The sequence below is a fragment of the Vibrio sp. CUB2 genome, from assembly GCF_001557945.1.
Lineage (GTDB): Bacteria > Pseudomonadota > Gammaproteobacteria > Enterobacterales > Vibrionaceae > Vibrio > Vibrio owensii.
The window spans coordinates 81,621-97,482 of sequence record NZ_LNRB01000008.1 but is presented as its reverse complement, the minus strand read 5'-3'; the positions used below and the strand labels follow the sequence as shown (position 1 = coordinate 97,482).

The 15,862-nt window shown below is 46.0% G+C and carries 15 protein-coding genes; 6 read left to right on the top strand and 9 right to left on the bottom strand.

Annotation, left to right across the window (positions count from 1 at the left end; translation table 11 throughout):
- Window positions 1–263: 263 nt before the first annotated feature.
- Window positions 264–1,025, bottom strand: coding sequence for a hypothetical protein (locus ATB78_RS14465; protein ID WP_061009008.1), 762 nt, complete (start codon window positions 1,023–1,025; stop codon window positions 264–266).
- Window positions 1,026–1,248: 223 nt separating this feature from the next.
- Here ATB78_RS14465 and ATB78_RS14460 point away from each other — a divergent pair, with 223 nt between their 5' ends.
- The 3 genes from ATB78_RS14460 to ATB78_RS14450 all read left to right on the top strand — a co-directional run bounded on the left by ATB78_RS14460 (window position 1,249) and on the right by ATB78_RS14450 (window position 5,209).
- Window positions 1,249–1,701, top strand: coding sequence for a GNAT family N-acetyltransferase (locus ATB78_RS14460; RefSeq protein ID WP_061009007.1), 453 nt, complete (start codon window positions 1,249–1,251; stop codon window positions 1,699–1,701).
- Between the two features lie 144 nt (window positions 1,702–1,845).
- The gene (locus tag ATB78_RS14455) at window positions 1,846–2,385 is read left to right on the top strand and encodes a CAP domain-containing protein (RefSeq protein WP_061009006.1); all 540 of its coding nucleotides are present in this window, start codon (window positions 1,846–1,848) and stop codon (window positions 2,383–2,385) included.
- Between the two features lie 1,546 nt (window positions 2,386–3,931).
- Entirely contained in the window at window positions 3,932–5,209 is a 1,278-nt protein-coding gene (locus ATB78_RS14450; protein ID WP_061009005.1) for a HEPN domain-containing protein, read from the top strand.
- A 170-nt stretch (window positions 5,210–5,379) separates the two neighbouring features.
- On the opposite strand, the gene ahpF is transcribed toward ATB78_RS14450, so the two are convergent.
- From ahpF to ATB78_RS14435, 3 genes are all read right to left on the bottom strand, one after another.
- A complete protein-coding gene (gene ahpF, locus ATB78_RS14445) occupies window positions 5,380–6,948 on the bottom strand; it encodes an alkyl hydroperoxide reductase subunit F (protein ID WP_050902219.1) in 1,569 nt (522 codons plus the stop codon).
- Between the two features lie 172 nt (window positions 6,949–7,120).
- Window positions 7,121–7,678 (bottom strand): alkyl hydroperoxide reductase subunit C, encoded by a 558-nt coding sequence (gene ahpC / locus ATB78_RS14440; protein WP_005374632.1) that lies wholly within the window; start codon window positions 7,676–7,678, stop codon window positions 7,121–7,123.
- A 305-nt stretch (window positions 7,679–7,983) separates the two neighbouring features.
- Window positions 7,984–8,442, bottom strand: coding sequence for a MarR family transcriptional regulator (locus tag ATB78_RS14435; protein WP_061009004.1), 459 nt, complete (start codon window positions 8,440–8,442; stop codon window positions 7,984–7,986).
- Window positions 8,443–8,579: 137 nt separating this feature from the next.
- On the opposite strand from ATB78_RS14435, the gene ATB78_RS14430 reads away from it, so the two are divergent.
- On the top strand, window positions 8,580–9,002 hold the full coding sequence (locus ATB78_RS14430; protein ID WP_005374640.1) for an organic hydroperoxide resistance protein: 423 nt from the start codon (window positions 8,580–8,582) through the stop codon (window positions 9,000–9,002).
- Window positions 9,003–9,080: 78 nt separating this feature from the next.
- Here the strand turns inward: ATB78_RS14430 and ATB78_RS14425 are convergent, their stop codons facing one another.
- Entirely contained in the window at window positions 9,081–10,178 is a 1,098-nt protein-coding gene (locus ATB78_RS14425) for a YdcF family protein (protein ID WP_061009003.1), read from the bottom strand.
- A gap of 298 nt (window positions 10,179–10,476) precedes the next feature.
- Window positions 10,477–11,376 carry an AraC family transcriptional regulator gene (locus ATB78_RS14420; RefSeq protein ID WP_061009002.1) on the bottom strand — a complete coding sequence of 300 codons (900 nt, stop codon included), beginning with the start codon at window positions 11,374–11,376 and terminating at the stop codon, window positions 10,477–10,479.
- A 184-nt stretch (window positions 11,377–11,560) separates the two neighbouring features.
- Between ATB78_RS14420 and ATB78_RS14415 the strand changes: the two genes are divergently transcribed.
- Both ATB78_RS14415 and ATB78_RS14410 read left to right on the top strand, forming a co-directional pair.
- Window positions 11,561–12,424, top strand: coding sequence for a helix-turn-helix transcriptional regulator (locus ATB78_RS14415; RefSeq protein WP_061009001.1), 864 nt, complete (start codon window positions 11,561–11,563; stop codon window positions 12,422–12,424).
- 91 nt (window positions 12,425–12,515) lie between these two features.
- The gene (locus tag ATB78_RS14410; protein WP_061009000.1) at window positions 12,516–13,103 is read left to right on the top strand and encodes a GNAT family protein; all 588 of its coding nucleotides are present in this window, start codon (window positions 12,516–12,518) and stop codon (window positions 13,101–13,103) included.
- Between the two features lie 110 nt (window positions 13,104–13,213).
- Here the strand turns inward: ATB78_RS14410 and ATB78_RS14405 are convergent, their stop codons facing one another.
- The 3 genes from ATB78_RS14405 to ATB78_RS14395 form a co-directional block, all read right to left on the bottom strand.
- Window positions 13,214–13,480 (bottom strand): DUF2999 family protein, encoded by a 267-nt coding sequence (locus tag ATB78_RS14405; RefSeq protein ID WP_004746427.1) that lies wholly within the window; start codon window positions 13,478–13,480, stop codon window positions 13,214–13,216.
- 43 nt (window positions 13,481–13,523) lie between these two features.
- Window positions 13,524–14,900, bottom strand: coding sequence for an MATE family efflux transporter (locus ATB78_RS14400; protein ID WP_061008999.1), 1,377 nt, complete (start codon window positions 14,898–14,900; stop codon window positions 13,524–13,526).
- Between the two features lie 84 nt (window positions 14,901–14,984).
- A complete protein-coding gene (locus ATB78_RS14395; protein ID WP_061008998.1) occupies window positions 14,985–15,848 on the bottom strand; it encodes a helix-turn-helix domain-containing protein in 864 nt (287 codons plus the stop codon).
- Between the last annotated feature and the right edge of the window lie 14 nt (window positions 15,849–15,862).

Here is a 15,862-nt window from a genome sequence, read left to right as displayed (position 1 = left end):
AAATGAACGCCCAATTATCCACATATATGGGGATCTCTGTTCTTATTTACGAGTGGTGGGGCAAAAATGTGCTGCATCGCGATCTCAAAAGTCGTGTTCGCTTAAGACGCTAAATTTGGCAGTGTTCACCAAGTACTAAAAAGCGCATTCTAATCGCCCTATATTGAATTGGGTTACAACCTCTCGTTGATGCCGCGCCTTATTCAGGTGATGCGTATTTATTTGTTCGTCATGACATGGGCAGGTTGAAAGACCACATTACATCACCGCCGCTCCCTTCGTAACTTATTAAGCTTCATCACTAACTTGAGAGCCTCTTCGCGAGTTTCCCCTGCTGTAATGCTCTTGGGAGTGGCAAACGTGTATTCATCATCCAATAAAACACCTGCTTTTAGGGCGCCTTGTTTCATCATGGCGAGGCTTCTGGATTTTCCATGGCAATGGCCAGATACCAAACCGACCACCTGTGAGCCTTTTGAGGTGATGATTTGGCAAGCGTGTTCTATCGCGCCGGAGGTATTAAAACCACCACTAACGGTGTTGGTTGCTACGTCGTGTTTGGTGTAGGTTTTCTGGTTGGGGATAGGGCTAGAGGATGAGTGCCCCGTTAACGACAAGACGTAATCTCTACTGCTGTCTATCATGCCTTTTAGAGCCGCTTCGCTATCTGGGCTAAGACGTCCATCTTTTTGAAAAGTAGGGACAATATCCACAATATCTCTATGATCCCGTCGAGTGCCAAGATGAAGAGAAGCGACTTTTCTCACAGGCACTTGGGCTGCACCTGTTCGTCGTCTTTCAGCGTCTACTCTTGTTCGATTCGCTGCCCACCTTTGTTGGTCTGCATCGGTAAATCGAAGCTCTTCTGCTCGCGCTCGCCTTTGTCTGGTCAAGCGAGCGGACATCGTATCTTCTCTCCGAGGCTGACTGGTACTCTGATGCACTGCGGGATGCTGAGATTGATACGCACCGCCCGAAGAAGTGTGTGGTCTACCGTCTCGCCTTGTTGGGTTTCTTCCATCCATAGTTGCCTCGACTGAAACAATCAAAGACTAAGAGTGTAGACGCCGTTAGAGCTTCGGTTATGCGTGCCAATGAAAAGGCTCGTTCTGACTATCAAAAAGCGCGTTTAGTCGGCGTATTGAGGCGCTTTCTCTCTCTTCAGTACGATGGTTTTAACTTTTGTTAAGGCCAATGCCACACAGATCGGTTAGCATCTCCAAATACATAATCGAAAGAGGCAGTCGCATGGCAAATAACATAAGTTTTAGATCCTTCTTACCAAGTGATAAAGGGGATTGCCTGCGCATTTTCGATGAAAACTGCCCTGAATATTTTGCAATCAATGAAAGAGAAGATTACGCGGAGTTTCTTGATAGTGATCCTCAAGGTTATGAGGTGTGTTTTCTAAATGGTGAACTCGTTGGTGCTTATGGTTTGAGTGGCAAAACACAGGCATTTCATAGTTTGAACTGGATTTTAATCTCACCAAAAGCGCAAGGAATGAAGATAGGGCATGAGTTTATGAGCCGAGCTATTGATCGTGCTAAGCGCTTAAACGTCCCGCAAATCAAAATTGCTGCAAGTCATTTGTCTGCGCCGTTTTTTGCCAAATACAGTGCCGTAGAACTGAACCACATTCTCGATGGATGGGGCAAAGATATGCACCGTATTGATATGGAATTGAACCTCCCAAAGTAGCCAGATTCGGCTATTGAAAACGCCACGTGAGTATTTGGTCAAAACACTCTGCACCATATGGCGCTCAAATGAATTTTTGTTAGGTTATTGATCTTGGTTATCGAAAGCGTATTTTGCCTTTCGTTATGAATATAAGGACAGACAATGCCAACAAAGATCTTAGTGCCAGCATTGGCGCTACTTCTCAGCGCATGTGGCGGCGATGGAGACTCGTCATCACCTGCAGACAGCGGCTCACAATCCCCAGATACACCACCGACAGAAACCACTTTTGCCGAGCAGATGCTGGCCGCCGTAAACGATGCTCGATCTAAAACTCAGCAGTGTGGGTCTAAAATAATGCCACCAGTTGGCGCACTGACTTGGAGCTACGATCTCGAAAGCGCCGCTTATGGGCACTCCAGTGATATGGCAAACAGTGATTTTATGAGCCACACAGGGTCGGATGGCAGTACGCTTTCAAGCCGAGTCAACGCGACGGGTTACGCTTGGAGTCGACTGGGTGAGAACGTGGCTGCCGGGCAAAGCTCAATTAATGCCGTGATGAACTCTTGGCTGTCAAGTGAAGGCCACTGCCTCAATATTATGAATGCCAACTTCGACCAGATGGGCGCCTCCATGGTTGAAAACCAGTCAGCAAGCTATCGCTACTATTGGACTCAAGTGTTCGCTAAGCAGCGTTAAGGCTTAACGTTGGGTGAGGTGCTTGCAACCTTCTTTCACTTTTGTTTGTTCGTGTTCTTGCTAATCATTTTCGATCGAGTTTGTGGTGAGTAGATTCCCAGTCTCACTTAGGTTTGCGGGAATGACTCGGATAGAGCGGTATTCATACTGCGTCATTCTGAAGGAGCCTAAGCGATTATTCAGAATCTACTTTCAGCGCATTGTGATGTTGCATTGTGAATTGAACTATCTGCGAACACGAAACCAGTTCCTCCCCTTTGAGCTCAGCGTGTTGAAAGCTTCGGAGTTTGATACAAGGGGAGGTTAGGTGGGGTTGGTGGTTTGATGCTGAATGTTGGGTTATGTGCTTGCAACCCCCTCCAACTCCCCCCTTTTCTCGACTTGGTTTGCCAAGCATTTGGATGCGGTTATCAAGGGGGGAGGGTATTTTTTTGCTGCTAGCTCAGTGCTTTCCCATCGTCATTCTGAAGGAGCCTAAGCGAGTATTCAGAATCTATTTTCAGCGCGTTGTGATGCTGACAGTGCGAATTGAATTATCCATGAATGCAGAACCAGTCCCTCCCCTTTGAACTCGTTGTGTTGAGATCTTCGGAGCTTGATACAAGGGGAGGTTAGGTGGGGTTGCTGGTTTGAGGTTCAACGTTGGGGGGATGTGCTTGCAACCCCCTCCAACTCCCCCTTTTCTCGACATGGTTTGCCAAGCATTTGGATGCGGTTATCAAGGGGGAGGGTTTTCTTTTTTGCTGTGAGTTCAGTGCTTTCCCACCGTCACTCTGAAAGAGCCTAAGCGATTATTCAGAATCTACTTTCAGCGCGTTGCGATGCTGACAGTGTGAATTTAAATTATCCGCGAGCACAGACCAGTTCCTCCCCTTTGAGCTCGTTGCTTTGAGAGCTTCGGAGTTTGATACAAGGGGAGGTTAGGTGGGGTTGCTGGTTTGAGGCTGAATGTTGGGTTAGGTGCTTGCAACCCCCTCCAACTCCCCCTTTTCTCGACATGGTTTGCCATGCATTTGAATATGGTTATCAAGGGGGAGGGTTATTCTTCGCTGCTGTGAGATCAGGCTTTCCCACCGTCATTCTGAAGGAGCCTAAGCGAGTATTCTGAATCTGTTTTCCGCGTGTTGTGATGTCACATTGCGAACTGAACTATCTGCGAACACGAAACCAGTTCCTCCCCTTTGAGATCGGAGTATTGAGAGCTTCGGAGTTTGATACAAGGGGAGGTTAGGTGGGGGTTGGTGGTTTGAGGCTTAACGTTGGGTTATGTGCTTGCAACCCCCTCCAACTCCCCCTTTTCTTGACTTGGTTTGCCAAGCATTTGAATGCGGTTATCAAGGGGGATAGTGTTCTTTGCTGCTGTGAGAACAGTGCTTTCCCATCGTCATTCTGAAAGAACCTAAAGCGAATATTCAGAGTCTACTTGTAGAGTGTAAGAGATCTATTTGTTTGAAATAGATTACCGATCTTTGACTCAATTAATTGAAATCTCATAGTATGCAGCAATAGACCTATCGTGTTGAAGGTTGTTTGTAGGAGTTAATCATTGAAAACTTTATTCGCTAGTAGCTTGACTGCTGATTTGTCTAAGGCTTTCTTTTACTGTCCAGAGAATGGGTTTCCATCAATTCAGATAGGGAATCCTATGGATGGAGACCTCATTTTTTGGCTCAAATATAACGAAGAATGTATTAACAAATGTGCTAGTAGATTGATACAGGAGCTAGGTCATGAGTTAGGTATCAGTAATATTCAAAGTGCAAAGGAGATGCTTCTACAATTCTGTTCGTATGTATTTAATATCATCGATGCGGATTTTTCATTGTTAACCAGTTTGGATGAACCGATAAGTATCGTATTGTCACCACAACATAAGAAGAACCTAAGTGCGTTGTTCGTTGATTACATCGACTCTCAGAAAACTCTTAAACCTTACGTTTATACTATTCGATATGTGAACTCTATAGGTGTACATAGGCTCAGCAATGAGTTGTGTATTTATGGATCAGGCCAGATAGAAAGCTTACTGGATGATATGCGAGTTAGAACAGGAATAAACCTTCCGTTAGAAGCACTTAATGACACAAACTTACGCCGAAATCCTATCGTTAAATATAAGTCATTGCCTGATAGCTCCGCTGTTTTGATTTATGCCCGCTCAATAAATGAAGCTGTTGAAGAGTTAGACAGGTTGTTTGGTGCATTGTGTACGACAATTAGTGCTCCTTTGAGAATCAATCAAGATACGGTTGATTGTAGGATAAACTCTTTCGACTCTACGCATATCACCATGCGTGAAATAAGGTCTAACCTTCCTTCTGTGTACGAGATAAACTTGAATGATGAAGTTGTTGGTAACCTAAAGAAGATTTTTTCTTCTCCAACCAAGAGAATGAAATCAGCGCTCTCGTTTATCGCACATGGTTGGACTCACGACAAAAGAGAGAGGTTCTTAAACCAGTTTATCGCCTTAGATTCGTTGTATGGTTCAGAGAGAAGTAACAAAGCTTCTATTGTTGGTGGGGTCGCTAGAGATGCAAGTGATATCATCGGTATTGAATCAAAAATAAAAGCTATCTACGAACTAAGGAGTAAGTTTGTACATGGCGAAATTTCAACATTTTCAAATCATGGCACGTACCCCAAGTTTGTTAATGAACATGGTGTTGACCCAATAGAATCCTTGTTTGAAATCGTACGCGCGTGCGTTCTGAACTATCGAGGGGAGTTTAAGGTAAAACAATCCGATACCATTAATCTTCAAGTACCCAAAGAGCTAGTTAAAGAATTTAAAACGAAGATAAGCGAATACTATAGAGAATAACCCTCCCCCCAAAACCAAAAAAGCCAGCAGTTAATACCTGCTGGCAAAGTCTTTGGGCTTCTAGGTTTTTTGATTTTATTTCTTGTTACTCATCGCTGTCACGGTGCCCCGATTGGTTTTCCGGGGAAGAAAACACAGCACCGTGCGCTTTGTGCTCAAGAAATTGGAGATTAACCTTGTTTACGGATTAGGTAGTCAAATGCGCCTAAGCTTGCTTTTGCACCTTCACCCATCGCAATGATGATCTGTTTGTAAGGAACGGTTGTTGCGTCACCGGCTGCGAAGACACCTTCTAGGCTAGTATCGCCACGGCTACCGACTTCAATTTCGCCGCGCTCAGATAGCGCTACTTCTGAATCTTTTAACCATTCTGTGTTTGGTACTAGACCGATTTGAACAAAGATACCTGACAGTTCAATCTCTTTGATTTCATCTGTGTTGCGGTCTTTGTACTTCAAGCTTGTTACGCGAGTACCGTCACCCACTACTTCTGTTGTTTGCGCCATCGTGATGATGTCTACGTTTGGTAGTGAGTTCGCTTTGTCGATAAGTACTTGGTCTGCGCGAAGTACGTCTGCGAATTCAAGAACCGTTACGTGTTCTACGATACCAGCGAGGTCGATAGCTGCTTCGATGCCTGAGTTACCACCACCGATAACCGCAGTTTTCTTGCCTTTGAACAGTGGACCGTCACAGTGTGGGCAGTACGCGACACCTTTGTTACGGTACTCTTGCTCACCCGGAACGTTCATTTCACGCCAGCGTGCACCAGGGCTTAGGATGACACTCTTACTCTTCAGCGTTGCGCCGCTTTCAAGTTGGATGTGAATCAAACCATCTTCTGTGTGTGCTGAGCCCATTAGCTTCTCAGCTTGTTGTTCAGTTACTACGTCTACGTCGTATTCTTTTAGGTGTTCTGCTAGGTCTGTTGCCAGTTTTGGACCTTCAGTACGTTTTACTGAAATGAAGTTCTCAATTGCCATGGTGTCCATAACCTGACCACCAAAGCGCTTAGCAACAACGCCAGTGCGAATACCTTTACGAGCAGCGTATAGAGCAGCTGCGCTACCACCAGGACCACCGCCGACAACAAGTACGTCGTATGGGTCTTTTTCGCTCAGTGCTTTTGCGGCTTTCTCGCTTGCTCCGTCATCCACTTTGTTCAGGATTTCAGTCAGAGACATACGACCTTGACCAAATAGCTCGCCGTTCACGAATACACTTGGTACTGCCATGATGTCGCGTTGCTTCACTTCATCTTGGAACAAACCACCGTCGATCATGGTTGCTTTTACTTTCGGGTTGATCGCCGCCATCATGTTGAACGCTTGAACCACGTCCGGACAGTTTTGACACGACAGTGAAATGAAGATTTCTACGTCTAGATCTTTGTCTAGTGCTGCGATTTGCTCAATCACTTCTGGTTCTAGTTTGATTGGGTGACCGCCAGAATGAAGCAGTGCCAATACTAGAGAGGTAAATTCGTGACCCATTGGCAAGCCTGCAAAGCGCAGTGCTGTGCCTTTTGCTGGGTTAGTTACCGCCATCACTGGTTTACGTGCGCTTGCGTTGTCGTCACGTTCAACGGTGATTAGGTCGCTCATCTCTGCGATTTGGTTCGCTAGAGACAAAATGTCATTCGATGCTTTGCTTTCATCTAGACTAACCACTAAACGAACTTCTTCTTTTACATTAGCCAGATATTGTTTGAGTTGTTGTTGGATCGCTTGGTCTAACATAGTTGTTACTACCTTAATTAAAACTAAAAAGTGGTTACTGTAGATAAAACCTGAGGGGGAGAGAGCAAATCAGGCAGAAGGTCGTCAAGGTATCTAACCTGAAGTGCTCTCTAATTCAGTTCTAATCAGAAAAAGGAAATCGGGAACTGATTAGAACTTAAATTTCAGTGGCTTAGATTTTGCCAACTAGGTCTAGTGATGGAGCTAGAGTCTCTTCACCTTCTTTCCATTTAGCTGGGCAAACTTCGCCTGGGTGTGCTGCTACGTATTGAGCTGCTTTCACTTTGCGTAGTAGGTCTTCTGCGTCACGACCGATACCTTCAGCAGTGATTTCCATTGCTTGGATAGTACCTTCTGGGTCGATTAGGAACGTTGCACGGTCTGCAAGACCTTGACCTTCACGCATCACACCGAAGTTGTTTGTGATGTTGCCTGTTTGGTCACCAAGCATGTAGTACTGAATCTTACCGATTGTGTCTGAGCTGTCGTGCCATGCTTTGTGAGTGAAGTGTGTGTCAGTTGATACTGAGTACACTTCTACGCCACGTTTTTGTAGCTCTTCGTAGTGGTCTGCTAGGTCGCCCAGTTCTGTTGGACATACAAACGTAAAGTCTGCTGGGTAGAAGAAGAATACTGCCCATTTACCTAGAACGTCTTGTTCTGTTACTTCGACGAATTCGCCGTTTTTGTACGCTGTAGCTGCAAATGGTTTGATTTGAGTATTAATCATAATTTACTTTCCTTTGAATGTTTTAAGCTGAGCTGTTGTTGCTTTCGGAAAGTATATTCTCATCGGAGTGTGTTTAAGGAAAATCGCTTGTAGCTATCCTATTGATAGCCATTTCCTATTTCACTTGATAGGGAAATCCGATGTAAGTGAGTTTGCTTTGATAGGTTTTATTGAAGATGAAGGCAGATTAGCAATAGAGAATACCGATGATGACCTTAAGTGGATCGTCTGGCTAAGATCGAAAGAGCCTGCATCTCGGCAGGCTCTTTCTTATCGGAAGTGGGGAAGCGGATGCTTCTATCTTGTTAGCTCAGATTGTCGAGCACTTTGCCACACAACTTCTTCAGCATGATCATTTCATCTATCTCTAAGGTGATTTTACACATCATGGCGTTTGGCACTGACTTGGCTTGCTCTTTAAGGTCACGACCTTGCTTGGTTAGGTTGAGTACGCGAACGCGTTCATCGGTTTCACTTCGGCCGCGCTCTACATAGCCTTTTGCTTCTAAGCGTTTAAGTAGTGGCGTGAGTGTGCCTGAGTCCAAATGCAGTTGAGACCCCAATTCTTTTACGCTGGCACCGTCTTTTTCCCACAGCACCATCATCACTAAGTACTGCGAATAAGTCAGATCAAGCTCGTCCAGCAACGGGCGGTAAGCTCGGATCACTGCATTTGCTGCGCTGTAGAGCGGGAAGCAAACTTGGTTTTCGAGTAAGAGTTTATCGTCGTCGGTCATGGTGTTGTCGGTGTAACACTGGCTCATTGGTGTTGCCTACCTGCTTACAGAGAAAGAGAGTTATAAAATAAATTGCGCACAATATAGTTGCAAACTATCTTCACTTCGATATAAGATTGCAAGCAATTAAATTGTGCGCAACTTAAATTAAGAAGGACACTCGCATGACTACTCTATACAAAACTCAAGCTACCGCTTTGGCTGGTCGTAATGGTCAAGTAAAAACTGATGACGGTCTTCTCGATCTAGAGCTGTCATACCCGAAGGAAATGGGCGGCACAGGAGCAGCAACTAACCCAGAACAGCTTTTTGCAGCGGGCTATTCAGCATGTTTTTCTAACGCGATTTTGCACGTAGCGCGTGAAGGTAAAGTAAATCTGAAAAGTGCACCCGTAACAGCGGAAGTGGGCATTGGTCCGAACGATAACGGCGGCTTCGCTCTAACAGTGAGCCTAGCGGTAGAGCTAGACATGCCACAAGAACAAGCGCTAGAGCTAACGCGCATTGCACACCAAGTTTGCCCATATTCAAACGCAGTTCGTGGCAACATTGATGTGGCAGTAACGGTAAACGGCGAAGCAATTTAAGCGGTTCTTATCACTGCACAAAGATAAGAAAGCCTGCAAGTACGCAGGCTTTTTTTGATTGGTATGAGTCGAGAATACTTAACGCGACTCTAGCGGGTAAGAGCGGTAGCTCCACATGCCGTAAGTACGCAGTGCATCGCGGTAGATACCAAGCAGCTCGCCTTCGCTGGCTTTGGCTAATTCTTTCAGTGGTTTGTCTGGGTAGCTCACAGTGTCGAAAGTGATGCCTTGTGGGCCAGTTTGCCAGCTTGCGATTTCAAACAAGGTTTGACCACGGCGTACATGGCTCGCTGAGCTTATGATGGTCGCGTTTTTAATGTTATGACGCGCCAATGCGTAGCTGCTAAATAGAGCGTTACCTACCGTACTGGTGGCGTAGTTTTCTTCAATGATGCGATCTTTGCTGATGCCTTTTTCGATCAGCCAATCCGCCATTAACTTGCCTTCGGTTTTGTGGTTCTTCGGTACACCACCCGTCAATACGATCAACGCGTCTGGGTTTGCTTTCGCCATGGCTAGCGTGGTTTCCAAACGCTCAACCAAGATTTGGTGCATTGAACCATCTGGGTTCAGCGCGTATCCCAATATGACGATTGCGCCTCTGTCATCCAGTTTGCCTTTGTCGGCTTTCTCTTTCAGTGGCGTTGCAAGTACGCGGTCTACGGTGTCGAAGATGCGTTGGATGTCTGCGGCTTTACCTGCATTGAGCTTAGTGAGTGTCGCCATGTGTTTCGCTGATTCTGCTTGGTTTCCCTCAAAGCGTTGCCATACCGCTAAGTAAGCGTGCAAATCCACATCGTCTGGCGCGACAGAAAGGGCTTGTTCAAACAGTTCAATCGCGCGGTCTGCATTCTTGTTGTAGATCTGCGCGTTTGCTGCAGAAATCAGTAGATCAGTACGATATGGCTCAAGTTTGTAGGCTTCTAGTAAGCGGTCGGTAACAATCTCCATGTTGCTCGGCATTTTGGCGGTAAAACCCGCATGCGAGATACGCGCAGGGGATTTGAATGCCTGTACCGCGTCACTCAGCAGTTGGTCGACAACCTGACGTTTGGTGACGATCTGTGAGTAGTCGGCGGAAGATTGGACGGCAGCATCGTTAGCCGCGATAGAGTATGGGGCAGCAGTCAGCGCAATCACGCTACCAAGAGCAATGGCAAGTAAGTTCTTCTTCATGGAATGTCCTAGAGGTGCTGTAGTACCTAGTTTTTATTGTGCCTAGCGTTGTAGGTCGAACGGGGTCGATAGAATTTTTTCAGTCTAGGTTCGCTTCATGAATAATCTGTGAAATGAATCCCAACTCAGCCGAGCAAATGAATGCGCGTGGTCAAAACGCGAAGTAGGATCACGAAAATACTGAGGTATTCGTTCGTGTTCTAAGTAATTGGATTAAAAGATAAACAGCGTTTGGAAGAACGAATTTAAGCAACCAGAGTAAGAAATGAAAAAGCCTGCAACGATGCAGGCTTTTGGTTTATTTGATGGCAGTGCAGAAGCTAACGTCTGCATGGTGCGTTTGTGGGTCAAAGCTGTGGTAAAGCTCAAAGCAAGGGCGGTCGTCGTTCTCAATACCGGATTCAATTATCTTGCTCATGACATCATCCCACGCTTTTGAGTATTGGCTCGGGTCAGTAATGTGCTGGCGCATCACCGCATATTGACCGCCGGGGAAGTCTTGCAGCTCAATGCCTTTCGGAACTTCGGTATCTTCTGGCACCATCAAGCAGATATCAGTGCGACACTTCTCGTCTGGCGTGATTTCTGGGTTGTCATGGTAGATGAAGATGCAGGTATTGCCCGCCAAACCTTTCATTCCTGCCCATTGATACAGGTGACCTGATGGCTCTTCATAGCCTTGGCCGTAAGGGCCGTTTACACGAATGTAAGCCAGTTTTGCTTTTTCAAAGTTTTGCGTTTCCATTGTCGTGCTCCATTTGGTGAGTTCAGAGCCAGTATATGAATCGCTTGGTGTTACTTCGTTTCCATTCTTGCGCAACGTGTGTCCAATCTTGCTGTTTCGTGCTAATTCAGAAAACTGCTGATAGTTTTCGCAGTCACGAAAGGCTGTAGGTGTGACGCCATAATGTTGTTTGAAGGCTTTGGCTAAGCTCTGTGAGCTAGAAAATCCGTACTCTAGGGCAATGTTCAATACCGGTTGTTTGGATTTGAATAAGTCATCGGCGGCGGCTTCTAGACGCAAACGTCGAGTGAAATCGGCTAATGTCTCGCCTTGCACGGCTTTGAAGGTGCGATGAAAGTGATAAGGGGAAAGGTTCGCCAGCGCGGCCACTTCTGGCAGGTTGAGTGGCTCATTAAAGTGTTGTTCTAGATAACGAATCACAGGAACCAGTCGTTGGTGGTAGTCGACGCGCATCGTGGTATTTCCTTGTTCTGTTCAGCTTGTTTTCTCTGCTCAAAGCCTACCGCAATCCAACAAGCTTGCAAGGGAGCAGGGTGAGAAATGCGTGGCGAGATGAGCGTCAATCAGTCACACTCAACGAGCAGATGTTTAAGCAAAAACGTTGCGCTCATTATCTTTACTAACCGCTAGGACAATCATGATAGCTTGGAAACACACTCTGCCAGAGTACGAATGGCTCATTCATCAAATTTGGTACTTGGAAGTGCCAGAGGGTGAAGTCATTGACCCCAAGCCGCACCTTATCCCAAACCCGCGCGCTCATTTACTCTTTACGCCATCAGAGCAAGGCTACAGCTACGACACGGGAGACACAAAGCTTACTGGCATAGGCTGCCATTTATTGACGGCTAACGAACACTTGCTGCTGTTGGAAGATACGGCTCCCATCAAGCGTATTGGTATCACCTTTCGCCCAGAGGGTTTGTATGCCATTGAGTCACGGTTTCGTGATGCATCCCAAGTTAGCGCAATTAACCAATGCGAATGGTTTGATTGGCTCAGCGCGGTGTTTGATGAGCGCTTTCAACAGGGCCTATGGCTGCTAGAGTTGCAAGATTCACCGCAATGTTTGCTGAACTACATCAAACAACATCTAGATGCGTTAGATATCGAACCTTGCCGTACCAAACCGTTTTTGGCATCGAAAAAAGCGGTGTCCGTGATGGACGCTCAAGCGCTACGTTCACCTGAGTTAGCGATGGATATTGATGAGATAGCCAAACAGTGCGCCTGTTCTCGCAGAACGCTTGAGCGCAGTTTCAAGCAGGTGGTGGGGTTGAGTGTTAAGCAGTATCAACAAATGGTACGTCTGGAGCAGATGATTTTGACCCTCTACAAGCAACAAGAGGCGATTGATTGGGCGAGCTTCTCACAGCAATTTGGTTTCAGTGACCAATCGCATTTGATTCGTACCCTCAAACAGCAGCTAAGAAAAACACCGAACAAGTACTTGAAAAAGCGTGACTTAACCATCGATATCTATGGCGACTTTGAGTCGTAATACATTGCTAATCAGCCCGAAAGTTGTCGCAAAAATCCAATTTTTCTCTTTTCCGCTGGGCTACTATCTTCAGCAGATAACGAGGTAACACATGTCATATCAAAAACTAAAACAAGGCGAAGCCATCCCATTTAATGAATCGTTGACTATCCAACTGATTCAAGGCTCTGATCTACAAGATATTATCGAGATGTTGAACGACGATAAGGTCAATCGGTATCTGTTCTTCGCACCTGCTGACAACAGCCTATATGAGGGTTTCTTTGGCCCTATTATTGAAAATACGGCACAAGCGATCAAAGACGGTGTTTGGCCAGACAGTCCAACGTTCGTGATTCGTGGCCAACAAGGTCAGTACATGGGAATGTGTGCAGTGACCGCAGTGATGTTCTTAACTGGCAACTACGAAGTGGGTTATCAGTTACCTACTTGCGCATGGGGCAAAGGCGTTGCGACTCGCGCTTGCCAAATGATGACCGAGATTGGCTTTACTGAGTTAAACGCCCATAAAGTCAGTGCCGATTGCTACGCTTCTAATGCTGGCTCTTACAAGACGTTAGAGAAAAATGGTTTTACGCAAGAAGGCCGTCAGAAAGACTACTACAAACTAGAGCAAGGCTTTGACGACAAGCTTTACTACGGCATGACCGCAGAACAATTCGCGTTTTTAAATCGCTAATAATTAGCTAACAAAAAAGTAGCTAACAACAACGTAGTGAACAAAAAGGCCGCTAACCCACATGCTTGGGTTAACGGCCTTTTCTATATTCAGCGCTAGATGGCTAAGACTTAGTTGCCTTGGTTTTGGCTTTGAAGCTTCTCTTTTGCTTCTTCAACCTTTGAGAAATCCAATCCCAACTCGTCTACGGCTTCTTTGATTAGCGCAGGGTTTTGCATCACTTGCGCCATCAACATTTGTAGTTTGTCTTGTGGCAAACCTAGTTGGCTGATTGTTGCCATTGCCGCTAGAGGGTTTTGCGTCAGAGTCTGAAAAATCTCGTTGATTTGTTCGTCGCTGATGTTGTTCTCTTTTAGCAGCGCAATAATCGGGTTCATCGTATTTCCTTTTAATCACAGAATGAAATAGAACCCGAGTTTATCATTTGGCTTTGCTTGGTTGAACTAGCAACTGCGCTTGTTGTTCGATGTTTGATGCCATGGCTCTGCGACGATAAATCAGCAGCATGCTCAAACTGATCACCGCAGTGAGTGCTTCAGCAAATACGATGCTTGCCCAAATACCGTCTTGTGGGAACAGTTTAGGCAGTATCAGTACGCCCAGTGCAACAAACACAAATCCGCGGCTCAATGAAATCAGTGTGGCTTGTTTTGGTTTTGCAATCGCTTGGAACAAGTTCGCAATCACCATGTTAAAGCCCATCAAAGGCACACCGAGAAAGAAGAAACTGACGGCAGTTGAAGCCAATGTGATGAGACCATCATTGCTGCCAAGATACGCTGCGGCGATGTTTGGAGCGAACAGCCAAACTATAATCAAAAACACGCTTCCACTACCAATTGCGGCTTTTAATCCCAGCTTTAAGATGTCATCGATACGCTCAGGGCGTGCAGCACCGTGGTTAAAACTGATGATTGGCTGACACGCTTGTGCGATGCCGACCATGACAAACAGAGCAAGAACGCCAACGTTGGTGGTTAAGCCATAAGCGATGATATGGCTCTCGCCGAACTGTGTTAGCAACACATAGTTGAACAAAACGATGGTCATAGCAGACGTCACTTCGATAAAGAAGGTTGGAACTCCAATGCTGATGATCTCTTTGGTTTTGTCCAGACCAATGCCTTTCAAGCTTAACTCTAACGACCCTTTCTTACGTGCAAAGTGGCTAAGCAGAATCACCGCGATGACGACTTGAGAAATCGCTGTCGCGTACGCAGCGCCTTTCATTCCCATCCCCATTTCAATAATGAAGATGTAGTCAAAAAACAGGTTAGCAACCGCACCAAGTGACATGGCGTAAGTTGCCAGTTTTGGGTTGGCATCGTTACGTACAAAGCACGACAGCACCCACGCTAAGGAGTACAAAACAAAGAATGGCAGCAATACGACCAGGTAATCATGAGCCAGTTGCGCCATGTTGCCTGAGGCACCCATAAAGGCGATCAACTCATCAAGCCAAGTTAACGCAGCAACCACAGTGATGGTGGAAAGGATCGCGGTAAGCAACATGGATTGGCTGAACCAAAGTTGGCTCGAATCCATGTTACCTTTGCCTATCTCTATCGACATTTTAGCTGCGCCACCAATGCCAACCATCATGGCAATTGCGGTGAAAATGGAAAATGGCGGAATGATCAACGAGATCGCACCAAGGCCATCTGGCCCCACGCCCATGCCGATAAAAAAGGCATCGCCCATGATAAAGAGTGACTTTATCACCATGCCTGTTAATGCTGGCCACAGGTACTGATAAAAAGATTTTGAAATGGGATCAGTTTTGAGATTGATAGCCATAATGTGCAAATAAAACCCGTTTGTGGTGAATTGATTGGCGGGTATTATCAGTACATATCGGTGCGGCTAAAAGGGATTATCCGCCTATAGTGTTGTACTATCTACACATCTTAATCGGAATTCTGCGGGTGATTCGCTCATTTGCTTTCGGTAAAAGCGGCTAAAGTAAGCGGGATCGTCAAAACCTAACTCAAAAGCGATGGTTTTGATGGTTTTGGCTGAAAACACCAGATCGCGGTTAGCCTCAAGCATGATACGATCATGAATCAGTTGGGTGACGGTTTTTCCTCTCTCGGCTTTTACAATTTCGTTGAGTCGTTTGCTGGTGAGGGCGAGCTTTGATGCGTAGAACTCACATTTTTTCTCTTGTTTGTAATGCTGGTCGATAAGCTCGACCAGTTGCCCCACGCGCATGTCGCGTTGTTCGCCTTTTCGGTCAGACGCTTTTGCATGGCGAAGTAAGTAGCGCAAAAAGCAATTGATGAGTGATTCCACCAACCCCCAGTCGCAGTCTTTTTCTCCCCGCTCACACTCTTGCTTTAACATGCCGAATAGCGGCTCTAGATGTCGAATCCCTTCTTCGCTGCAATCGATGTAAGGAGGGCGGTCACTGTGAGTGGCAAAGACGCTTTCGACTAATTGCGTGCTGCGTTTGTTGGTTTCAACAAAGCCAGCAGCAAACACAAGTAAACGAATATTGTTACCCATAAACTCAGATAGGTGCACCTGCCCCGGCGCGATGGTGAATAAGCGATTAGCTCGGTTTTCATATTCGACAAAATCGATGCTTTGTGTGCCTTTATCTTCTTTGCACCAAACCAGTTCCCAATACTCGTGACGGTGAGGCTCTAGAAACGGGTCGTCTTCATCGTCAGTAATTTCTATCGCTCGGCAAGGCTGACCAAGGATTAATCGCACTCTGGGAATGATCGGTTTGTTGCTGTTCATGATAACTGTCGAAT